Source organism: Azospirillum sp. (assembly GCF_050789165.1).
Genome location: NZ_JBOZRT010000021.1, coordinates 21653 through 43062, shown reverse-complemented (window position 1 = coordinate 43062; position 21410 = coordinate 21653). Strand labels below are relative to the sequence as shown.

The window sequence follows — 21410 nt, the reverse complement described above, 5'->3', positions numbered from 1 at the left end:
ATGGCGACGATCACCGAAACCTACCCAACCCACCAGGACGCCATGGCCGCCTGCGGCGCCGGCTACCACGCCGACGACATCGCCGCGGTCATCGCGCTCCGCACCAAGGCCATCGCGCAGGGCCTGCCCGGCCTGTACGTGCACCCGGACTACTGGGCGATGCTGGCGATGGCGGTGGGCATGGCCCGCCAACCGGCGACGCCGGTGCGCGTCCTGGATTTCGGCGGCGGTTGCGGGCTGCATTACCACTGCATCAAGGCGCTGGTCCCCGGCGTGGCGCTGCGCTGGTCCGTGGTGGAAACGCCGACCATGGCGGCGCGGGCGGCGGCCACCTTCCAGGAGGACGGCCTCACCTTCGTCACGTCGATCGAAGACGGCGTGCGGACCCTCGGCGGCTGCGACATCGTCCATGCGTCCGGGTCGCTGCCGTACGTCGCCGACCCGGAGGAGACACTGCGGCACCTCCTCGCCCCAGCGTCGCCGTTCTTCATCCTGGCGCGCTTTCCCGTCTATGGCGGAAGCCGGTGCGTCGGCGTGCAGACCTCCCTGCTCAGCCAGAACGGCCCCGGGCCGATGCCCCCCGGCATTCCCGACCGGGAGGTGCGCTATCCCGTCACCTTCCTGCCCGAAGCGGACGTCATGCCGGCCATCGCGTCACGGTACGGCCGGAGGGAAGAGGTGCCGACGACGACCTGGTACGCGGTGAAGGGGACGCAGGTCAAAGGATCGACGTTTCTGTTCTACGGCCAGAGCAACCGATGAGGACGCTGACGGCCCCGCGCCTACGGGAGTATGAAGTTCCAATGAAGACTTGGCCGAACGCGCCTCCATGACGACCACGCCCCGTGACACCGCCGTCGCACATCCGGCGGTCGCACCGCGATCGGAGGGAATGAAGCCGGCACCCGCGGCGGCGGTCGATGGAATCGCAGCCCTCAGCGGCGCGCTGGCTCTGTTCAAGGCGCAGCGCCACGATGACGCCCTGCGGGCGGCCCGGTCCGCCGCAGCGTTGGGTGCCCCGCCGCAGCACTGCGGCAAGCTTCTCAACAACATCGCGTCGGCGCTTGCGCAGGTCGGACGGCTGGGTCAGGCCGAGGCCGCCTTGCGGGATGCCGTCGCCCTCGCTCCCCGGACAGCCGACATTCAGGCCAACCACGCGAACGTCCTGTTCAACCTGTCCCGGATCGACGAGGCGTTCGCCGCCGCCCAGGCCGCCGTGGCCCTCGGCGCCGAACCGCAACAGTGCGCCAGTCTTCTCAACAACATCGCCCTGGCGCTGGCCGTGGATGGACGGCTGGAGGCGGCCGAAGCGGCCGTCCGCACCGCCGTGGGGCTTGTCCCACAGAGCGCGGATATCCTGTCCAACCACGCGAAGATCCTGTTCGACCTGGGCCGCTGCGATGAGGCGTTCGCGGCGGCGCAAACCGCGGCGAAGGCAGGGGCCGAGCCGCAGGAGTGCGCCAGTCTTCTCAACAACATCGCTCTGGCGCTGGCCGCGGATGGGCGGCTGGAGGCGGCCGAAGTGGCGGTCCGCGCCGCCGTGGGGCTTGCCCCGCAGACCGTGGATATCCGGTTCAACCACGCGAAAATCCTGTTCGACCTGGGCCGCTGCGACGAGGCCGTCGCGGCGGCGCGAGCCGCTGCGACGATGGGGGCCGAGCCGCGGGAATGCGCCAATCTGCTCAACAACGTCGGCGTCAGGCTCAACTTGGCCGGGCGACTGCTGGAGGCCGAGGCGATATTCCGGGAAGCCATCAGCCTCGTCCCCGAAGCGGCGCACATCCATTCCAACCTGCTGTTCACGCTGTGCTACCTGCCGGGCGTGGAGCCGCCGCGGCTGCTGGAAGAGCACCGCGCCTTCGGCGCCCGCTTCTCGCATCCGTTCGATCCGCTGGATTTCCCCAACGATCCCGACCCGACGCGCCGCATCCGGCTCGGCTACGTCTCGCCGGACTTCCGGGAGCATGTGGTGGCGGGCATGATGGGAGGGGTCATCGCCCACCACGACCGCCGCAGGTTCGAGGTGTTCTGCTATGCCGAGGTCCGCCGTCCCGACCACGTGACGGAGGCGTTGCGGGCCGTCGCCGATCATTGGCGCTCGACGGTGGGGCTGTCGGACCAGGAGGTCGCCGCCATGATCCGCGCCGACGGCATCGATGTGCTGGTGGACCTGGCCGGGCATACGGCGAACAACCGGCTGCCGGTGTTCGGGCTGAAGCCGGCGCCGGTGCAGGCGTCCTGGCTGGGCTATCCCAACACGACGGGGATGCCGGCGATCGACTATCTGCTGGTGTCCCTTCCGCCGGATCGCGCGGTCGAGACCCCGATTCCGGGACCCAGGCCGCTGTACACCCCTCCCGAGATGCTCCCCCTCCCGCCGCCTCCGTGTCTGGCCCGGGGATACGTCACGTTCGGGTGCTTCAACAACGCGTCCAAGCTGAACGACGACGTGATAGCGGTCTGGGCCGACATCCTCAAAGCCGTGCCGACCAGCCGCCTTGTTCTCAAGGCCCTCGGCTTCGCCGAGCCGCATGGGGACAACTGGGTCGTGCAGGCCTTTGCCGCCCATGGCGTGGCCCCGCACCGCATCGAACTGCGCGGGCGTTCCTCCTACCGCCAGTACATGCTGGAGACCGCGGACATCGACCTGTCCCTTGACCCGTTTCCGTATGGCGGTGCCAACACGACCTTCGACATGCTCCACATGGGCGTTCCGGTGGTCGGGCTGAAGGCGCCGGACCCCCGCTCGTCCATATCGTGGCTTCTGTACTGGGTGGGCCTGCGCGAACTGGTCGCCGAAAGCCGCGAGGAGTACGCGCGTTTGGCCATCGAACTAGCCAACGATGCCGACCGGCTGCGCGGGCTGCGGCGGGCCTTGAGAAGCCGTCTGGCGCGCGCGGGCTTCGGCGATGCCCGTCGGCTGACCGCGGAACTGGAAGACATCTGGCGCGGGGCCTGGGAACGCTGGACCGCAGCCAAGCGGCTCGAAGCGTCCGTTATGCCTTCTTCCTGAAGGCGTTGTCGTTGTCCGTGTAGCCGATGGAGCAGGTGGCGCAGCCGGGAAGTTCGGATCGCCTGCCCTGGCCCATCTTCTCCATGAACGCCAGCCGTTCCGGCCCGCGCCAGAGCTGCTCCAGGGTGCTGGTCGTGAGGTCGGCGTAGGCGGTGGATTCCTGCAGGTCCATGCAGCACTTGATGAGCTTGCCCGAGGTGGAGACCGCGGCCACGTTGGTCACGAACTGACAGTACCCCGGCTTCGGCATGGCGCCGCCGTCTCCTTCGACGGTGAAGGAGTCGTTCCATTTCACCGGGGTCCAACGGCGAACCCGGTCCACCCGGTCGAAGACCGCCTGCATGGCCGGATCGATGCGGACGGCACCGCACAGGGCGTCGGTCCCGTTGTTGATCTCGATCACCACCCTGTTGCCGCAGGCGTGGTTCGCATCGACCAGCGCATGGATGTGGGCCAGCAGCGTTTCGTACCTGGCACCCGGGCGCATCCGCTCCGCCGACTCCTTGTCGCGGCCGTCCAGGCTGCAGATGATCTGATGCACGACCCCGCTGTCCAGGACGACCTCGATCTTGTCGGGCGTGAACAGCATCATGTTGTCGTTGAGCAGGACCCAAGGCCGGAAGTTGGGATGATCCTCCATGGCTTGGCGCGTGATGTCTATGAACTCCCGCCAGCGCTTGTTCATGAAGAAGTCGCCACTGATCGGCCATTCCATGGTCTGGATGTCGTAGGCCGTGTTGCCGGCAATTTCCGTGATCAGCTTCCGGTAGATCGCCGGATCGAGATAGTGGGGGCGGCCGTTCTCCCGGTTGAGGAAGCAGTAGACGCAGCCGAGATTGCACACGGACGAGAACTCAATCGAGAGAATCTCTATTTCCTTCAGATCCGCTTGGCCTTGCCGCAGCCTCGTCGTCTGCCGCAACGCACGCCTCCGCATCACCCTTTCCCTTACGGCACAGGAAAGAGCGTACGGCCAGCCGGATCCCCGGCGCGCCGGTGTGATCCCGCGAAACGACAGCGTGCGTCGGCCACGTATGCCCATATCCTCGCCCATGGTGGTCCTTGGGCCCTCCTTCGTTTCAACGATCAGACCCGGAGCCAAGCCCTTCCTGCTTTCCGGCCCTGTCCCAGGAGCCCCTTCCCTGCATGTGCGCAAGCCAGCGGTCGCTGTAGAGGGGCATGCCGGGCTCAAGCCGCAGGGTTTCGCCACTGGAGACATCGACCACCGGCAGTCCCTTCATGAGGGCCAGACGGTCGAGGCCGGCGGCGAACGACAACCGCCCCTGGGCGTCGCGGCTTTCCCGGTAGCGCGAGGGAAGCGGTGCGCGGTTCGTCGGCGCGTCCGCGAAGCAGCGCCCGGCCAGATCCTCCCGCACCAGGAAGGCGTTGTTGCCGGCCCGGTTGCTCCCCAGAAGCACGTAGCCGCGGCGCTTGGCCCAATGGACGATGGCGGCGACGGAAGTGCCCCAGTAAAGATAGGAATGGTGGGCGTTCTCCCGGACGAACGCCTCGTCGTAGGGGACGCTGATGGGCAGGGCGTCGCCGAACACGGCATTGTATTCGCAAATGACGATCCATGGCTCGACGGAATGGATCGTGTCCAAGATCCAGTAATCGTTACCGTCGAGGTCGATGCTCAGGATGCCAATCTCGCCAGGGAACTGATTTTCCCGAATGATGCCGTCGATGTTGTCGCGGGTGATGAAGGCCGCGACGGCGCTGAGGTCATGCCGCCAGTGCAGGGGATGGGCGCGCACGGCCGCCATGTTGGCGGCGCTGCCGTCCATGATCAGGCCGCGCCAGTTGCGGTGCTGGAGCAGGAAGCGGCAGTTGGACTCCCTGAAGTCCTGCACGCCCAACTCGATGAAACGCTGCGGAATGCCCGGCAATCGGGAAACCAGCCATTCGATGATTCCGTCCTCGCCCCACTGCGAGAACACCTTGAATTCGACGTCGGGCAAGCCGGCCGGCTGGCGAATGGCGGCGAGCTGACGCGCGGCGATCGCCCCCTGCAGGAACAGGATGTCCTCCATGCGCACCCCTCTCGGTGGGCTCGGCCGGCGCCGAATTCGGAACCACGTCGCGTTCGAAAGCAGCAGGATTTCCCGGCGCCTCTGCCTGCCATCCCTTGTTCCTGTCCAAGGCGAAAAAGCCGGCGACACGAGCCACCGTACCATTGCCGATGGTTCGCGGAAAGGCGGCAAGCGGCGGTGGCGAGCGAGCGGGCTCCGTCAGGCCTCTCGCCAACTTGATCGAAGCGAAGACCACCGGGCGGAGGCTGGAAGGAGGACTGGCCGGCATTCGCCGGCGCCGCCCTCACCCCATCCCCTCTCCCATCCGGGGAGAGGGGGGCACAGTGAAACGGAATTCGCCTTAGCGCTCGATCTCCTTGTTCCAGCGCTGGTTCCACTCCGGCCGCTTCTCGTTGATGGCGTCCCAGTCCACCGTCACCGCGGTCTTCATGTAGCCCTGGAACTTCTCCATCACCTCGGCGCTCTCGGGCGGTGCCTTCGCCTTGGTGTTGGAGGGGATCTGCGCGCCGTACTTCAGCGCGGCCTCCTGCGCCTGGGTGCCCAGCAGGAAGGCCGCCAGTTGCTGCGCCGGCTCCGGGTCGGGGGTGTTGGCGACGACGCACTGCGCCACCATCAGGATCACCGAGCCCTCCTTGGGCTGCGCGTACTCGACCGGCACGCCCTTTTCCTTCTGCGCGCCGACGGCGGTCGGGGTCAGCGGGAACACCGCCGCCTCGCCGGTCTGCACCATCTCCGAGATCTTGGCGGAGCTGGGGATGTACTCCAGCACGTTGGGGCCGATGCTGCCCCTCCAGTTCTTGAACCCGGGCTCGACGTTGGCCTCGCTGCCGCCCTGGATGCGGTTGTACATCAGAAAGGCGTGCAGGCCGAAGGTGCTGCTGGCGGCGGACTGCACCACCACCTTGCCCTTGTACTTGGGATCGGCGAGGTCCATCCACGAAGACGGCGGCGCCCAGCCCTTCTCGTCGAACATCTTCTTGTTGTAGGCCAGACCCGTCATGCCCATGTTGACGCCGACCGCCATGTCGCCCTTCAGGCGCGACGAGGGATAGACCTCGTCCAGCACCGGCGACAGCGCCGTCTTCTGACACAGCCCCATGCCGATGGCGCGGTACATCAGCCCGTCGTCGAGGAAGACGACGTGCATCTGCGGCTTGTCCTTCTGCGCCTGCAGCTTGGCCAGGATGTCCGACGAGGTGCCGGGCACCACCACCACCTTGTGGCCGGTCGCCTTCTCGAAGGCGGGGAAGACGTGCTCGGTGTAGGTCTTCTCCATGGTGCCGCCGTTCATGCCGATGTACAGCGTCTTGCCCTGGGCAAGGGCCGGGCCGGCGGTGCCGATGGCGAGCGCCGCCAAAGCGCAGGCGGTGACGGTGGGACGGGTCATGCTGCTGCTCCTCCTCTGTCTTCTTGTTGCAGGAAACGGTCGATGCGGAAGGCGTCCAGGGGGGCCGACGAGCGGCCGTCGCGCACCAGCTCAGCCAGCGCCTCGCCGACCGCCGGGCCGATCTGGAAGCCGGCGCCCGAGAAGCCGAAGGCGTGGAACAGGCCCGACGTGGTGGCGCTGGGGCCGATGACGGGATTGCGGTCGGGGGTGTAGCCCTCGACGCCGCTCCAGCAGCGGATGACGTGCGCGCCGCCCAGCGGCGGGAACAGCTCGGCGGCGTCGGCCATCAGCGTCACCACGGCGTCGCGCTGCGGCCGGGCGCGGTCGGCGTCGAGCGCAAAGCCCCGGCCGCCGCCGACCACCACGTTGCCGCGCGCCACCTGCCGGCCGTAGACGCCGCCGCCCTCCACCCCGATGTTGACGTCGAGGAAAGCCGGCAGCGGCTCGGTCACCGCCATGCAGGGGTGCCCGGACTCCAGCGGCACCGGCTCGCCAAACGCCGCGGCGAGGCGGCCGGACCACGCGCCGGAGACGTTCAGCACATAGCGCGCCCGCACCTCCAGCCGGTCGCCGCTGCGCAGCACGAAGCGCGCGCCGTCGCGGTCCACCGAATCCACCGGCGTCTGCTCGCGCACCACGGCGCCGAGCGCCGCGGCGGCGCGGGCGAAGGCAGGGGAGACGAGGCGCGGGTTGGCGTGCCCGTCCTCCGGACACAGCGACCCGCCGAGCGCGCGCGCGCCCAGGGCCGGCCAGCGCTCGCGAAAAGCCCGTCCGGCGATGATCTCCAGCCCCAGCCCGAAGCCCTCGGCGCGGTCGCGGTAGGCGATCAGCGACTCCAGGTCGGCCTCGCTGCGCGCCAGTTTGAGGTGGCCGGAGCGCAGGTACTCGCAGTCGCTGCCGACCAGCTCGGGCAGGCGGCCCCACAGGGTGTGGGCGCGTTGCGCCAGCGGCAGCTGCTCCAGCGGCCGGCCCTGACGGCGCACGCCGCCGAAGTTGACGCCGCTCGCCTTGGAGCCGCACCAGTCGCGCTCCAGCAGCACGACGCCGAAGCGCATGCGGCGCAGGAACAGCGCGGCGGAGCCGCCGACGATGCCGCCGCCCACCACGGCGACGTCAGTGTCGAGATGCTCGATCATTCCGCGGCCTCGTCGTGGCTGACGCCGGCCGCCACCGGCAGCGGCTTCACCGGCGGCTGGCTGCGCAGGCGCCCCACCGCCTCCGGTCCGGTGCCGAGCGCGTGGGCCAGCAGCTCCGCCGCCGCCGCGCCGCACATGCGGCCCTGGCAGCGGCCCATGCCGACGCGGGTCAGCGCCTTCAGGCGGTTTATTTCCCGGGCGCTGCCATCGGTCGCGGCGGCGCGCAGTGTGCCGGCGGTGACCTCCTCGCAGCGGCAGACCAGGGTGTCGTCGGCGATGCCCTCGGCCCAGTCCGCGGGGAACGGGAAGGCGCGCGCCAGGGATTGTCGGAAGCGGGCGACGGCGGCCAGCCGCGCCTCGATCGCGGCTGAGCGGGCCGGATGGGCGGGCAGCCCGGCGTCCTCCAGCAGGGCCAGCGCGGCGCGCTCGCCGGCCAGTTCCGCCGCGTCCGCGCCGGAGATGCCGGCGCCGTCGCCGGCGACGTAGACGCCCGCCACCGAGGTGCGGCCGGCGGCGTCACGGTCCGGCAGCCACGCGCGGTCCATCGCGTCGAAGCGGAAGCGGCAGCCGGCGAGGTCGGCCAGCTGCGTCTCCGAACGCAGGCCGAGTCCGAAAGCGACGGCGTCACACTCGGTGCGTTCCTCCTTGCTTCCGCGCCGCCAGACCAGCGCTGTAACGCGCTCGCCGCCCTCGACGCGGACCGGGCGGACGCCGGTGCGCACCGGCACGCCGCGGGCGCGCAGCCAGCCGACATAGTAGAGGCCCTTCGCAAACGTCGTCGGGTCGCGCAGCAATCCCGGCGCGGCGCGCGCCTGGTCGAGCGTGGTCGATGTGTCGAGCACCGCCGCGACCTCGGCACCGGCCTTGGCGTACTGGTAGGCCACCAGATAGAGCAGCGGCCCGGTGCCGAGGAAAGCGACGCGGCGCCCAACCGTGCAGCCCTGGAACTTCAGCGCCACCTGGGCGCCGCCCAGCGTGAAGACGCCGGGCGTGGTCCAGCCGGGGAAGGGCAGCACGCGGTCGGTGGCGCCGGTGGCGAGGATCAGGCGGCTGTACGGCACCACCGCCGTCCGCCCGTCGCGCAGCACGTCGAGCGCGCCGTCCTCGACGTTCCACACCAGCGACCGCGGGCGGTAGTCGACGTCCGGCAGGATCGTCGCCATGGCGGCGTGCAACGCGCCGGCCTTGCCGGCCTCGAAGCCATACAGCGCGCGCTTCGGCCGGCGGAAGCCCTCGGGCGGCTGGCGGTAGATCTGCCCACCCCAGCGGGCGGCCTCGTCGATCACCAGCGGGCGCAGGCCGGCGGCGACCAGCCGCTCCGCGGCGCGCACGCCGGCCGGACCGGCGCCGACAATAACGGGGCGCAGCGGTTCGGTCACGGTGCGCCCTCCCCGCTCAGCAGGCGCATACCCTCGGCGAGGAAGGTCGAGCAGGCGCGCAGGCGCCCGCCGTCCTCGGTGCGCACCCAGCAGTCCTGGCAGGCGCCCATCACGCAGAAGCCGGCGCGCGGGCCATGCCCGAACTCGGAGACGCGCAGGCGGGCGCCGCTGGTCAGCATGGCGGTCATCACGGTGTCGCCCTCCAGCCCCTCGGCCGGCTGGCCGTCAAGGGTGAAGCGGACGGGGCGCCGGTCCGTCTCGGCAACGCGGTGGAGGAGGGGCGTGGTCACGGGCATCCTCAGTGCTGGCCGACCAGGACGCGGTCGAGGCCGTAGACGCGGTCGAGCAGCAGGACCGCCACCGCGGTCAGCGCCACGACCAGCGCCGACACCGCCGCCATCATCGGGTCGATGGATTCGGTCGCGTACATGTACATCCGCACCGGCAGCGTCACCGTGGACGGCGAGGTGATGAAGATGGACATGGTCAGCTCGTCGAAGCTGTTGATGAAGGCGATCAGCCAGCCGCCGGTGACGCCCGGCAGGATCATCGGCAGGGTGACGCGGCGAAACACGGTGGCGTCGCTGGCGCCCAGGGAATAGGCGGCCTGCTCGACGCTGCGGTCGAAGCCGGAGATGGCGGCGATCAGCAGCCGCATGACGTAGGGGGTGACGATCACCACGTGCGACGCCACCAGCCAGCCGAAGCTGCCCGTCGCCCCGACCAGCGCGAACAGCCGCAGCATCGCGACGCCCAGCACCAGATGCGGGATGATCAGCGGCGACAGGAACAGCGCGTTGAGGAACTCCCGCCCGCGGAATTCGTAGCGGGTGATGGCGATCGCCGCGGGCACCGCCGCCACGACCGACAGCGTCGCCGCCAAGAGCGCCAGCCACAGGCTGTTCCAGAACGACTGCACGAAGTCCGGGTGCGCGAACACCGCCTGGAACCAGCGCAGCGACACCCCGCGCGTCGGCAGCGACAGCGTGTTCTCCGGCGTGAAGGCGACGAGGCAGACGATGGCCAGCGGCGCCAGCATGAACAGCACCACCAGCGTGTGGAAGATCAGCGCGACGGGTCCGTTCCTCGCCATGGCCTCAGCCCATCCGCTTGCGGTAGTGGCCTTCCACGACGCGGTGGTAGGTCAGCATGACGATCAGGTTCGCAGCCAGCAGGATGACCGCCACCGCCGCCCCCAGCGGCCAGTTGAGGTCGCTGAGGTACTGGTCGTAGACGATGGTGGCGACCATCTTCAGCCGCCGCCCTCCCAGCAACCCGGGAATGGCGAAGGCGCTGGCGCTGAGGCCGAAGACGATCAGGCTGCCCGACAGGATGCCCGGCAGGATCTGCGGCGCCACCACGCGCAGCACCGCCGTCGGCCTGGAGGCGCCGAAGGACAGCGCCGCCTGCTCCACCGCCGGGTCGAGCTTCTGCAGCGACGTCCACACCGGGATGATCATGAAGGGCAGCATGACGTGCACCAGCGCCACCACCACCGTGCCCTCGGAATACAGCATCCGCTTCTTGCCGAAGCCGAGCACCGCCAGCAGGTCGTTGACCGGCCCCTCGGGACCCAGCAGCATGCTCCACCCGAAGGCGCGCACCACCACCGAGACCAGCAGCGGCGCCAGCACCACCAGCAGGAAGATCGAGCGCCAGGGCCGCCGCATGCGGCTCAGCACGTAGGCCTCTGGCACGCCGATCACCACGCAGATGCCGGTGGCGAGCGCCGCCACGCGGAAGGTGCGCAGGAAGATCTCCAGATAGTACGGGTCGCCCAGCACCGCGGCGTAGTGCGCCAGCGTGAAGCCGTGCGCGCGGCCCGTCGCGTACTCGAACTCGTTGAGCGACAGCAGCGCGGTGAGGATCAGCGGCGTCAGCACCAGCGCGGCGAACAGCAGCGTCGCCGGCCCGGCCAGCAGGTGCGGCACGGCGCGCGGCCGCGGCCCCGTCGGCGGCTCGGGAGCGGGGGTGGCGGCGACGGCGCTCATTCCAGCTCCTCCAGCGTCGGGGCGGAGGCCGGCAGGCCGCCGCGCAGCAGGCGGACCACCCGCGGCGACCAGTCGACGCCGACCGGCGCGCCCGGCTCCAGCGGCGCCTCGCCATCGTTGGGGGTCACGGCCATCAGCGTGCCGAGCGGCCCGTCCACGTGGTACAGCCACTGGCTGCCCAGGAAGAAGCGGTCGCTGACCAGCCCCGGCACCCTGCCCTGCCCCGGCGCGGTCAGGCGCAGCTTCTCCGGGCGGATGCACAGCACCACGTCCTCGCCGCCGCTCAAGCCCTCGCCGTGCACCGGCACCGGGATGCCGGCCAGCGATACGGTGGCACCACCCTCGGCGGGCATGGACACGGTGCCCGGCAGCAGGTTGGTCTTGCCGACGAAGCGCGAGATGAACTCGGTCTCGGGGTGCTCGTAGATGCGGTAGGGCTGGTCGATCTGGGTGATGCGCCCAGCCTCCATCACCACCACGCGGTCGCTGATCGAGAAGGCCTCGGCCTGGTCGTGGGTGACCATGACGGTGGTGGTGCCGACCTTGCGCTGGATGTCGCGCAGCTCGAACTGCATGGCCTCGCGCAGCTTGGCGTCGAGGTTCGACAGCGGCTCGTCGAGCAACAGCACCGGCGGCCGGATCACGATGGCGCGGGCCAGCGCCACGCGCTGCCGCTGCCCACCCGACAGCTCGCGCGGGTAGCGCTTGGCGTACGGGGTCAGGTGCACCAGCGCCAGCGCCTCTTCGACGCGCCCGGCGCGCTCGGCCTTCGGCACGCGGCGCATCTCCAGCCCGAAGCTGACGTTGTCGGCCACCGTCATGTGCGGGAACAGCGCGTAGCTCTGGAAGACGATGCCGAGGCCGCGGCTGTTCGGCTTGGCGCGGGTGATGTCGCGCCCGTCGAGCAGGATGCTGCCGGCGGTCACCTCGACGAAGCCGGCGATCATCTGCAGCGTCGTCGTCTTGCCGCAGCCCGAAGGGCCGAGCAGCGAGACGAACTCGCCCCGCTTCACCGACAGCGTGAAGTCCCGGACCGCGTCGAGGGACCCGTAGCGCTTCATGACGTTGCGCAGTTCGAGGAAGGACACGGTGACCGCTCCTCACGCAATTTCCAACTCTCCCGTTTCCAAGGGTCCGCCTGGGCACCCGTGCTGGTCAATCTGGTTTTCCGCCAGGAGGAAAGATTCTGCGAAAACTTCCATCATACGGAACATCATGGCATTCTCACGATGATCGGCTTCGAAAGGGAACAATCATGGGGGCGGACGATGCGGGCGCGAAATCGAGCCTGCAACGCGGGCTGGCGATCCTGCGGCTGCTGGCCGAGTGCAGCGAGGCCGGCGCGCGGCTGACCGACATCGCCCGCCAGCTCGGCCTGACGCCGCCGACGGTGCACCGCATCCTCAAGACGCTGGCCGATGAAGGGATGGTCGAAACCGACAAGGCGTCCAAGCGCTACCGCTTGGGGCTAGACCTGTTCGCGCTGGCGGCGCGGGCCGGCAACGCCGGCAACCTGCGCGACGTCTGCCGGCCGATCCTGCTGCGCCTCTCGGCCACGCTGCGCGACACCATCTTCCTGCTGGTGCGCAGCGGCTTCGACGCGGTGTGCCTGGACCGCAGCGAGGGGCCGTTCCCGATCCGCTCCTTCACGGGCGACATCGGCGGGCGGGTGACTCTGGGGGTGGGCCAGGGCAGCCTCGCCATCCTCGCGTACCTGCCGGCGGAGGAGCAGGAGGAGGTGATCCGCTTCAACCTGCCGCGCATGCAGGGCCTGGGCTTCCTCGACGAGGTGTACCTGCGCACCGAGATCGCCCGGGTGCGCGAGGTCGGTTACGCCAGCCGTTCGACCGGCCTGCTGCCGGGCATGTCGGGCGTCGCCGTGCCGATCCTCGACCGCGACGGGCACGCGGTGGCGGCGCTCAGCGTCGGCACCATCAGCGAGCGGCTGAACGATGACCGCCTGCCCGTCGTGGTCGACATCCTGAAGCGCGAGGCGGCGACCGTCGGGCGCCAGATCAACCCGTTCGACCCCGTCCTGCGCCGCCCCGCGTCCGTCCTCGGCGGGGCGTCGAGCTGACCCCTATCGCGGCGCCCGGGCTTGCCAGAGGAGGAACTGCTCAAACAGCTTCTCGGTCTGGTCGGGGGTCACGCCGCGCTCGGTGACGAAGGCTCGGAAGGCATCACGCTTGGTTACGTCGGTCGCTGCGGCGTCGGCCTGCCGCAGCCAGGCCTCGGCCGGTTCGAAGCGGCTCCAGCCGGGGAGCTCGGCGGCGAGGTTGACCTCGGTCCACTTGGGATGCCGCGGCGGCTTCAGGAACTCCGGGAAGCGGTTGAAGAAGGCCTCTACGAAGCGGGCAACCTTGCGGTAGCGCTCGCTGTCGCGGTTCCAGCCGTACACCGCCATCACGGCGCCGACGGCGACCGTGTCCACCGTCTCGCCCGCCTTGATGAGCCCCTCGTAGTCGCCGCTGGTGAGCCGCGACGGCAGATAGGTCTCCAGCAGTTCGCCGGTCAGCGGCACGGGGAGGAAGTGCAGGCCGCCGTCGGCCTTGAGGTCGCGGAACAGGCGGGTCGGCTTGCCGGCGACGTAGGCCATGGCCGAGATCTCGCCCCGGCGCAGCTTTTCCAGCGCCAGGGCCTGGTCGTCGCTTTGCGGCTCCACCCTGACGCCGAGCATCCCGAAGATGAGCGACGCGGTCATGTGGGTGCCGCTGCCCGCTCCGTCGATGTTGACCTTCCGGCCGGCGAGATCCTCGACGCGCGCCACGTCCGGACCGGCCAGGATGTGCAGCTCCTCGTTGTAGAGCTTGGCGATGTACTTGATGCGCGGCATGGCGCCGGCGATGGTCCGGTCGCGCTTCACGTAGGCCAGCACGTCGGATTGCACGATGCCGACGTCGACGCCCTTCAGGAACATGATGTCCTTGATGTTCTGCACCGAGCCCTTGCCGAGCATCGGCACGATCCGCAGATCGTCGCCGCTGTCGAGCACGGCCGCGAGGTCGCTGGCGATGCGCACGTAGGTGCCCTCGACCCCGCCCGACACGATGCCGACGGTGCCGCTGTTGGCGGTGGCGCCGCGCGCGTCCGCCGCCCAAGCCCCGCCGGCCGTGAGCCAGAGGCCGAGCAGCACGGCGCCGAGAATGCCCTTTGTCATGGAGATCCCCCCTGTTTCGCTGTCCCGCCGATCCAGGCCGACAGCTCTTTCAGCCGCCCCTCGGCCTCGCCGCTGCCGTTGGCGACGGCCCGGCGGTACCACGTGACCGCCTGATCGGCATCGGCGGGCAATCCGCGCACCTGCAGACGCTTGTGGACCAGCGGGTCGTAGGTGCTGCCCAGCGCCAGTGCTGCCGCTCCGCTGCCGGCGGAGGCGGCCTTCTCGTAGAAGAGCCGCGCTCCGGCCAGATCGCCCTGCGCGAACAACGCGTCGCCGCGCTTCATGAGCGCCTGCTCGGGAACGGCGTTCGGCTTGGCCACCGGGGACGGGGGCGGAGGCGGGATGGGCGCCGCCACGGCCGGAGTCACCTCCGGCGGCTTCGGGTCCGGAGGCGGAACGCTGCGCAGGGCCAGGGCCTCGGCCTGAACCGACAGGTCCGAGGAAACGGTGGCCGCCTTGGCCGCTTCGTTCGGCGCGAGGACGGGAATCTCCACCTCCCTGGTGTGCCGGGCCACGCGGCCCCCACCATGGTCGGTGACGGCGGTGACGCTCAGGGTGGCGGTCCCGGCGTGCTCGGCGGGAATGGTGATGGACAGTTCGGCCAGGTCGTCGAGCGAGAGCCGCCACGTGCCGTCGCCGAGATCCTGCCCCGGTGAGACCCGCGTGTGCGCCGGCAGGTTGGAGAGCACGACGTAGGTCTCCGGGTCGGGCCGGGACCCCAGCCGCCCCAGCGGCGGACTGACCACGACGATGAGCGGCGTCGGCTGCCCGACCCCGCGGGGGACCGCCGCCACGGCCATGAAGGGCGTAAGCGACCGGTCCTCGTCCTGGGATGCGGGCGCCGCCGCGGGCGGCGCGTCCTCGCGCTGCGCGAGCCACTCCTCCAGCGTCGATGCACGAAGGGGGAAGGCTCCGGCGACGAGCAGGAGCACGGTCGCTGTCGCCAGGGCGGGATCACCGCAGGATCGACACAGGGGGCGCAAGAATACGGAATACATTGCGCGCATGGCGATGCCCTCCCAGCCAAGTCCAGCGAGAGCCCGGAAAGGCGATATGCCGGGTATGGGCGCGTCTCCTGGAAACGCTCCTCAACAATTCACGCTGTCCGCTGAATTTTTCTGGCTTGCCCAGTTTGAATTCTGCAACGGAGGCTTATCTTACCGCCAACGCGGGGGCTTACAATTACACTTAGTGGTTGTCCATCAGCAATTCACGCTGGAGGAGTTACCGCGCCACTTCCGGAGGGAAGCCCCGAAAGGACGTGGCCTACCCTGTTTGCTCGGCACGCGCCGATTCGGCCAAGCGCATCGGCGGCGTTCGGGAGCGGGCCGGTGCACCGCCCCCTGCCCCGCAACGGCCTATTCGCCGTCCGAGCACAGCTTGCCGCCGCTCGCCCAGTCGGTCTTCTTCACGTCGGTGAAGATCACGTCGACGGCGGACGCGCTGCAGCCGAGGATCTCCACGGACGCCTCGGTCAGCGCCTTCGCGTAGGCGCGCTTCTGCTCGACGGTACGGCCTTCGAAGAGCTGCACGTTGATGATCGGCATCGGTGTCTCCATCCCTTGTGTGGTGGTGTCGGCGAGAGGCCCGGATCAGCGCCTGTAGTCGGGGCAGACCCGGTCCAGGTGTCGCAGCAGCGCCGGCCACTCCAGCTCCCCCTCGGGCTCCGGGTCGGCGGTCAGCTGCCGGAATGTCTTCTCGCACACATCGGGCGGCGGAAGCACCAGTTCCGCGCCGGTCGCCTGCGCCGCCAGCTGCATGCGGCACGCCTTGTCGAGCATGTCCATCAGGCAGAACGCCTCGGCGACCGTGCGGCCGGCGACGAGGCTGCCGTGGTTGTGCAGCAACATCGCCCGGCGCTGGCCCAGGTTTTCCACGAGGCGCGCCTTCTCGCCGTCCGTCAGGGCGAGGCCGTCGTACCGGTGATACGCAAGGTCGCGGTAGAACCGCAGGGCATGCTGCGACAGCGGCAGCAGCCCGTCCTTCAGCATCGAGACGGCGACCGCCGCCTCGTTGTGCAGGTGCATGACGCACCGCGCGTCGGCCCGCGCCGCGTGGACGGCGCCGTGGATCGCGAACCCGGTGGCGTTCACCTCGTACGGCGTGTCGCCGACGATGGCGCCGTCGATGGTGATCTTCACGAGGCTGGAGGCGGTCACCTCGTCGAACGTCAGACCGAACGGGTTGATCAGGAAGCGGCCCGGTTCGCCCGGCACGGCGAGCGACACGTGCGTGTAGATGAGGTCGCCCCAGCCGCGCCCGGCGACCAGCCGGTAGCACGCCGCCAAGTCGATGCGCGCATGCCATTCGGCCTCGCTCATGTTCCCGCCCGCGATGCGCCCCGCGGCGTGCACGAAACCCTGAGGTTCGGTCGTCACTGTCTGCTCTCCCACCGCCCTCCTGGATCCGCGCCACTCTCGCACGTCGCGCGCATGCCTACGATTTGCTCCAGAATCGTACTTGTTGCACAAGAAAAAGGCCGCTAGGCTTTCACCCGCGGCCCTGAGTCTAGGGAGGAAACGCCCAAGAAGGGCGATGTCGCCGAAGCGACAACCACAATAGTAATGCTGCGCCGCAAAAAGCCAACCCCCGCCGGGTTGGCTTTTGCATTCTGTGGCGCCGGCGCAACAGATATCCCGACCGGCCGCCCGCACGAGGAGACGGCAGAGGAAGGGAGGCGCGAACTGCGCTAGGAATTGGGGAGCGGAGCTCAAGGCTCCCGCGGTCAGGGGAGGGCCGGACGGAATGATGGACTGGGACAAGCTGCGGGTGTTCCATGCGGTTGCCGATGCGGGCAGCTTCACCCACGCCGGGGACGCGCTCAACCTGAGCCAGTCGGCGGTCAGCCGGCAGATCAGCGCCCTCGAGGAGAGCCTGGGCGTGTCGTTGTTCCATCGCCACGCCCGCGGTCTGGTCCTGACCGAACAGGGCGAGCACCTGCACCAGGCCGTCCGCCACGTCGTCACCAAGCTGGCAGCCACAGAGGCCCTGCTGGCCGAAAGCAAGGACGTGCCGAAGGGGCCCTTGAAGGTGACGGCAACGACGGCGTTCGGCTCGACGTGGCTGACGCCCCGCATCCCGGAGTTCCTGGAGCTCTACCCGGACGTGGAGCTCACCCTGCTGCTCGACGACAGCGAGCTGGATCTCAGCATGCGCGAGGCCGACGTGGCCATCCGGGTGAACACGCCGCGCCAGCCGGACCTGATCCAGCGCCACCTGATGACCATCCACTCGCATCTGTACGCGCACCAGAGCTACGTGAGCCGGCGCGGCGTTCCGCGGACGCGCGCGGAACTGGCCGGTCACGACCTCATCTCGTTCCCGCTCGGCATGCGCGCGCCGTTCGCCAACGTCCAATGGATCCTCGACGCGGTCGAGGGACCTCCCCGCCCCGGCCAGCCGGCGCTTCAGGTCAACAGCGTGTACGCCATCTACCGTGCCGTCGAATGCGGCATGGGGATCGCCGCCCTGCCGGACTTCCTGATGCACGACGCCCGCGATTTCGTCCGGGTGCTGCCGGAGATCGCCGGGCCGAAGATCGAGGCCTATTTCGTCTACGCCGAGGAGTTGCGCCATTCCAAGCGCATCGCGGTGTTCCGGGAATTCCTGCTGCGCAAGGTCGCGGAGAGCCGGTTCTGAGGAGTGGCCTTTAGACGGTTGTGAAGCCCCTCCCCCCTTGCGGGGGAGGGGTTGGGGAGAGGGGGCATGGCGCGCGGTGGCGCGCAGAAGTAACGCTTGCCACCCTCTCCCCAACCCCTCTCCCGTCAAGGGAGAGGGGCTTTGTGTGGCCCCGGTCACTCTCACCGCTGCCGGGCGCGGATCGCCTCCAGGCGGCTGGTCAGGTTGGTCGGCGCCGGCAGCGCCCCGGTCGCCGCCTGCATGGCCGACTTGATGTTCTGGTCGTCCTCCTCCGGCCGCGTCGGCTTCAACAGGCGGGCCTTGGCGTTGGCCACCTCGGCGTCGGCGAGCTCGCGCGACGCGCTGTCCCGCATGGCCTTCAGCGCCATGCCAAGGCCGCTGGTCGCGCCGCTCAGCCCCGCCGCCTGACGCGCCGCCTCGGCGCGTTGCTCGGCGACACTGCGCTGCTGGGCGGCGCGCGCCATGTCGCGCTCGGCGCGCGACAGTTCGCTCCGCGCCGTCTTCAGCTTCTCGCCCGCCGCCTGATAGGTCTGCTCCAGCATCCGCAGGAACTCCTCGGCGTCGGCGGCGTCCTGGGCCTCGCGGTCGACATCCGGCGCCATCTGCTCCAGCAGGCCGATCAGCGTCTCCAGGCTCTTCTCCAGCCCGGCCTTGCGCGCGGGATCGGCCTCCCCGTCGATCTGGCGCTGGAGGTGCTCGGCCGCGGCAAGGCGCTGGCGCGAGAGCTGCGCCACCGCGTCCGCCTCCTTCTTCTCGCGGTCGTAGGCCAGACGCGCCTCGGCGACCTGGTGGCCGAGCCGGTCCAGGTGCTCCTCCATGGTCCGCAGCTCGGCCTCGGTGGCCGATTTCGGGTCCCATTGCACCAGCGCCTCCACGGCGCCGCGGACCGCCTGGTCGGTCTTCACGCCGACGAGATTGCGAATGAAGCTGATCATGGGTGCCTCCCTTCCGATGTCCTGTGTCAGCCGGCCATGGCGCCGGCGTTGAGCAGCGCGATGGCGAGCTGCAACGCGGCCAGGGTGGTGGCCGCCGCGACGTTGCCGTTCTCGATCATCGTCCGCAGGTCGCGGAACAGCAGCACGGCGACGCCGAACGTCACGATCTGCAGGACGAGCGCAACCACCCCCCAGATCACGATGTCGATCAGCGTCAGGCTGGTGACCAGCGTCGCCGCCAACGGGATCGCCAGCGCCACCACGGTGCCGCCCAGCACGATGCCGGCGGCCTGGTTGCCGCTCGCCAGCAGCTCGCGCTCGCGCAGCGGCGTGACCGCCACATAGGCGGCGACGCCGCCGAGGAACAACAGGACCGTGGCGATGAAATGCAGCAGGAGCACCGGCAGGCCGCTGCCCAGTCCGGCGAGGATCAGCGAGGTGTTGCTTTCCAAGGCGAGGCCTCCTCTGCGGCGGTTCACGCGAGCGACAGCGTGGCGGGATTGGCGTCGATGCCGGCGAAGACCTCGACCCAGGCTTGGCCGGCGTCCTCGACCGCGGACACCAGGATGTATTCGGTCTCGGGCGCGGGCGCCGCCGCGCCGGTCGGGGCGGCGTAGAGCATGGCGTGCAGGCGGCGGGACCGGCTGCCGGCGGTGTCGGTGACGGTCTCCTCCAGGTCGCGCGGGGCGACCCGGGTCGAGCCCGGCGCCCATTGCCGCGCGTAGAGCTTGCCGTCCTTGGTCTGGAACTCGGGCCAGCCGATCATGCCCTCGGCCGGGTCGAGCCAGAACGCCCACTCCTCGCTGCCGGCCGGCGTCACCTCGTCGAGCGCGCTGAAATAGCGGCACTCGTCCGGGCGGCCGTCAGCGCCGAGATGCAGTTGGAAGAAGCCTGTGCGGCCGGGCAGGTACAGCCGGTGCAACGTGGTGCTCCCGGCCTGGAGCCGCCCGACCGCCTCCACGCTGGTGGTCCCGCCGGAGCCCTCGCCCGGCGCCGTCGCCTTGATGGCGCCGCCCGCCAGAATGAAGGGGGTGGGGTCGGTGGTCAGTGTCATCCCGACGCGGAACAGCGACGGCGTGTAGCGCTCGCCGGACACGGCGTTGCGCAGGATCCGGCCGGCCATCCCGGCGGGCCCCGGCGTCGGCGCCGCACCCGCCGGAAGCGGCGCGCGCCGCCGCCGCGCCAGCCAGAACAGGACGGCGCCACCGCCGCCGACCAGCAGGACGATGAGGACGAGGCCGGTGCCGATGCCTCCCGTACTGCCCGTTGTCGGCGGGGTGTCGCCGGTGGCCACCTCGCGCGGGGTGTCGGGGGGCAGATAGGACGGGTCGCGCGGCTGGTCCCGCTTCTCCGCCAGCTTGGCGTCGAGGTCGTCGAGCTTGGCGCGCAGCTCGGAGTCCCCCTGCGCCCGGCGCTCCGCCTCCGCCCGCCATTCCGAATAGCCGGGGTCGTCGCGGTGGTTGTGGAAGAAATCAACCGAACCGGCGCGCGTCAGGTTGTCGAGCAGAAACCACAGGAACAACCCGTTCCAGATGCCGAAGCGCGGCGGGGTGTTGTAGGCGTAGCCCGGCGGTGTCCAGCCGCGCCCCGGGGCCCAGCCGCCGCCCCAGTTGCCGCCCCAGCCGCCGCCGTTCCGATAGCCCGCCCACTGGTCGGCCTGACCGTGGCGCCGTGCGCCGGACGGGGGCACGCTGGACGGAGGAACCGGGCGTGTGGTCGCGACAGGCGGCTGCCGGTCGAGCCGGTAGCGCTCCAGCGCCTCGCCGCTCTGCCGGCGCGACAGCTCGCGGTCGGCGGGGCTGGACGGGCTGGGGGACGGACGAAGGGTCGGCGACGGGGACAGCGACGGCCGACGGTAGCCGCCGCTGCCCGCCGCGGGTGCGCGCGGCGCCGACGGCACGCTGAAGGACGGGGTGCGCGAGGGCGCGCTGGGGCGGCTGTAGCCGCCGCTCGACCGGCTCGACGGCGCCCGCGCCTCGGCCGGCGCGGGGTCGGCAAGGACCGCCACCCCGGCGCCGAGCAGGGCAGGAGCCAGCACGCCGGGCTGTACGGCGAGCGACAGGCCCAGCAGGGCCGAAGTCAGCCAGAGACGCATGGCGATCCCGGTTCACTGTTCCGGCCGGCGCGACGCCGTCGGCGGTCCGGCTCGTCGCACTGCTTGAACAGAGCCGTTGGAGCGGTGTTCCGGGAACACCGACGGATTCCCGCCGGCGCTGTCGTTGGAGCCAATGAATCTGTTCCATTATGTCCAACATGATGAGGGCGGAGGACGCGCGCGCGATGGAGCAGACGCAGGGCAAACCGGCGGGCGGGCCGCTCGCTGGGATCAAGGTGGTCGAGCTGGCGCGCACCATGGCCGGTCCGGTGTGCGGGCTGATGCTGGCGGACATGGGCGCCGGCATGATCACGGTGGAGAAGATCCCCGGCGGTGACGACAGCCGCCGCATGGTGCCGCCGAGCATCGAGGGCAAATCCGCCGCCTACATGATGATGAACCGCAACAAGCGCGGCCTCGCCCTGAACCTGAAGACCGATGAGGGCAAGGAGGTGCTGCGCCGCCTGCAGGAGGGCGGCGGGACCGGCGACGGCGAGGATCTGGTCGTGATCTGCTACACCAGCCACAACTTCCGCGAGGGCATGGAGCCCTTCCTGGCCAAGCGCCCGCCCCATTGGCGCGGGGAGTAGGATACCTGGGCAGGCCGATTGTCCACAGCGGGGTGGTGCAATACCAGCCTTGGCG

At 70.0% G+C, this 21410-nt stretch carries 21 protein-coding genes; 5 read left to right on the top strand and 16 right to left on the bottom strand.

What is annotated here, in order from left to right; all coding sequences use genetic code 11:
- Both ACRWK7_RS04020 and ACRWK7_RS04015 read left to right on the top strand, forming a co-directional pair.
- Positions 1–762 (top strand): methyltransferase, TIGR04325 family, encoded by a 762-nt coding sequence (locus ACRWK7_RS04020; protein WP_431854895.1) that lies wholly within the window; start codon positions 1–3, stop codon positions 760–762.
- 67 nt (positions 763–829) lie between these two features.
- Positions 830–3013, top strand: coding sequence for a tetratricopeptide repeat protein (locus ACRWK7_RS04015; protein WP_431854894.1), 2184 nt, complete (start codon positions 830–832; stop codon positions 3011–3013).
- Here ACRWK7_RS04015 and ACRWK7_RS04010 read toward each other — a convergent pair.
- The 9 genes from ACRWK7_RS04010 to ACRWK7_RS03970 all read right to left on the bottom strand — a co-directional run bounded on the left by ACRWK7_RS04010 (position 2997) and on the right by ACRWK7_RS03970 (position 12027).
- Entirely contained in the window at positions 2997–3935 is a 939-nt protein-coding gene (locus ACRWK7_RS04010; protein ID WP_431854892.1) for a radical SAM/SPASM domain-containing protein, read from the bottom strand. The genes ACRWK7_RS04015 and ACRWK7_RS04010 overlap by 17 nt on opposite strands.
- Before the next feature lie 157 nt (positions 3936–4092).
- Positions 4093–5046: a hypothetical protein gene (locus ACRWK7_RS04005; protein ID WP_431854891.1), complete on the bottom strand. Its 954-nt coding sequence runs from the start codon at positions 5044–5046 to the stop codon at positions 4093–4095.
- Between the two features lie 340 nt (positions 5047–5386).
- Entirely contained in the window at positions 5387–6433 is a 1047-nt protein-coding gene (locus ACRWK7_RS04000; protein WP_431854890.1) for an ABC transporter substrate-binding protein, read from the bottom strand.
- On the bottom strand, positions 6430–7569 hold the full coding sequence (locus tag ACRWK7_RS03995) for an NAD(P)/FAD-dependent oxidoreductase (protein WP_431854889.1): 1140 nt from the start codon (positions 7567–7569) through the stop codon (positions 6430–6432). Before ACRWK7_RS03995 ends, ACRWK7_RS04000 begins: the two co-directional genes overlap by 4 nt.
- Positions 7566–8948 (bottom strand): FAD-dependent oxidoreductase, encoded by a 1383-nt coding sequence (locus ACRWK7_RS03990; RefSeq protein ID WP_431854888.1) that lies wholly within the window; start codon positions 8946–8948, stop codon positions 7566–7568. The genes ACRWK7_RS03995 and ACRWK7_RS03990 overlap by 4 nt, the downstream gene beginning before the upstream one ends.
- Complete coding sequence (locus tag ACRWK7_RS03985; RefSeq protein ID WP_431854887.1) at positions 8945–9238, bottom strand: (2Fe-2S)-binding protein; 294 nt, start codon at positions 9236–9238, stop codon at positions 8945–8947. The genes ACRWK7_RS03990 and ACRWK7_RS03985 overlap by 4 nt, the downstream gene beginning before the upstream one ends.
- 8 nt (positions 9239–9246) lie before the next feature.
- The gene (locus ACRWK7_RS03980) at positions 9247–10041 is read right to left on the bottom strand and encodes an ABC transporter permease (protein WP_109120578.1); all 795 of its coding nucleotides are present in this window, start codon (positions 10039–10041) and stop codon (positions 9247–9249) included.
- Between the two features lie 4 nt (positions 10042–10045).
- The gene (locus ACRWK7_RS03975) at positions 10046–10939 is read right to left on the bottom strand and encodes an ABC transporter permease (protein ID WP_431854886.1); all 894 of its coding nucleotides are present in this window, start codon (positions 10937–10939) and stop codon (positions 10046–10048) included.
- Positions 10936–12027 (bottom strand): ABC transporter ATP-binding protein, encoded by a 1092-nt coding sequence (locus ACRWK7_RS03970; RefSeq protein WP_431854885.1) that lies wholly within the window; start codon positions 12025–12027, stop codon positions 10936–10938. Before ACRWK7_RS03970 ends, ACRWK7_RS03975 begins: the two co-directional genes overlap by 4 nt.
- Positions 12028–12194: 167 nt before the next feature.
- Here ACRWK7_RS03970 and ACRWK7_RS03965 point away from each other — a divergent pair, with 167 nt between their 5' ends.
- The gene (locus ACRWK7_RS03965) at positions 12195–13016 is read left to right on the top strand and encodes an IclR family transcriptional regulator (protein ID WP_431854884.1); all 822 of its coding nucleotides are present in this window, start codon (positions 12195–12197) and stop codon (positions 13014–13016) included.
- A gap of 3 nt (positions 13017–13019) precedes the next feature.
- Here the strand turns inward: ACRWK7_RS03965 and ACRWK7_RS03960 are convergent, their stop codons facing one another.
- The 4 genes from ACRWK7_RS03960 to ACRWK7_RS03945 all read right to left on the bottom strand — a co-directional run bounded on the left by ACRWK7_RS03960 (position 13020) and on the right by ACRWK7_RS03945 (position 16474).
- Positions 13020–14096 (bottom strand): TAXI family TRAP transporter solute-binding subunit, encoded by a 1077-nt coding sequence (locus ACRWK7_RS03960; RefSeq protein WP_431854883.1) that lies wholly within the window; start codon positions 14094–14096, stop codon positions 13020–13022.
- Positions 14093–15028, bottom strand: coding sequence for a hypothetical protein (locus ACRWK7_RS03955; protein ID WP_431854882.1), 936 nt, complete (start codon positions 15026–15028; stop codon positions 14093–14095). Before ACRWK7_RS03955 ends, ACRWK7_RS03960 begins: the two co-directional genes overlap by 4 nt.
- 426 nt (positions 15029–15454) lie before the next feature.
- Positions 15455–15643, bottom strand: coding sequence for a 4-oxalocrotonate tautomerase (locus ACRWK7_RS03950; protein WP_431854880.1), 189 nt, complete (start codon positions 15641–15643; stop codon positions 15455–15457).
- 45 nt (positions 15644–15688) lie between these two features.
- Positions 15689–16474 (bottom strand): class II aldolase/adducin family protein, encoded by a 786-nt coding sequence (locus ACRWK7_RS03945; RefSeq protein WP_431854879.1) that lies wholly within the window; start codon positions 16472–16474, stop codon positions 15689–15691.
- Positions 16475–16844: 370 nt separating this feature from the next.
- Between ACRWK7_RS03945 and ACRWK7_RS03940 the strand changes: the two genes are divergently transcribed.
- Positions 16845–17735 carry a LysR family transcriptional regulator gene (locus ACRWK7_RS03940; RefSeq protein ID WP_431854978.1) on the top strand — a complete coding sequence of 297 codons (891 nt, stop codon included), beginning with the start codon at positions 16845–16847 and terminating at the stop codon, positions 17733–17735.
- Between the two features lie 161 nt (positions 17736–17896).
- Here ACRWK7_RS03940 and ACRWK7_RS03935 read toward each other — a convergent pair whose 3' ends face one another.
- Genes ACRWK7_RS03935 through ACRWK7_RS03925 form a run of 3 tightly spaced genes read right to left on the bottom strand, consistent with a single transcriptional unit; the run spans position 17897 to position 20765 of the window.
- A complete protein-coding gene (locus ACRWK7_RS03935; RefSeq protein ID WP_431854878.1) occupies positions 17897–18670 on the bottom strand; it encodes a hypothetical protein in 774 nt (257 codons plus the stop codon).
- A 26-nt stretch (positions 18671–18696) separates the two neighbouring features.
- Entirely contained in the window at positions 18697–19122 is a 426-nt protein-coding gene (locus ACRWK7_RS03930; protein WP_431854877.1) for a DUF350 domain-containing protein, read from the bottom strand.
- Positions 19123–19145: 23 nt separating this feature from the next.
- Entirely contained in the window at positions 19146–20765 is a 1620-nt protein-coding gene (locus ACRWK7_RS03925; RefSeq protein ID WP_431854876.1) for a DUF2491 family protein, read from the bottom strand.
- A 185-nt stretch (positions 20766–20950) separates the two neighbouring features.
- On the opposite strand from ACRWK7_RS03925, the gene ACRWK7_RS03920 reads away from it, so the two are divergent.
- Positions 20951–21355, top strand: a complete 405-nt coding sequence (locus ACRWK7_RS03920) for a CoA transferase (RefSeq protein ID WP_431854875.1) — start codon at positions 20951–20953, stop codon at positions 21353–21355.
- Positions 21356–21410 lie beyond the last annotated feature (55 nt).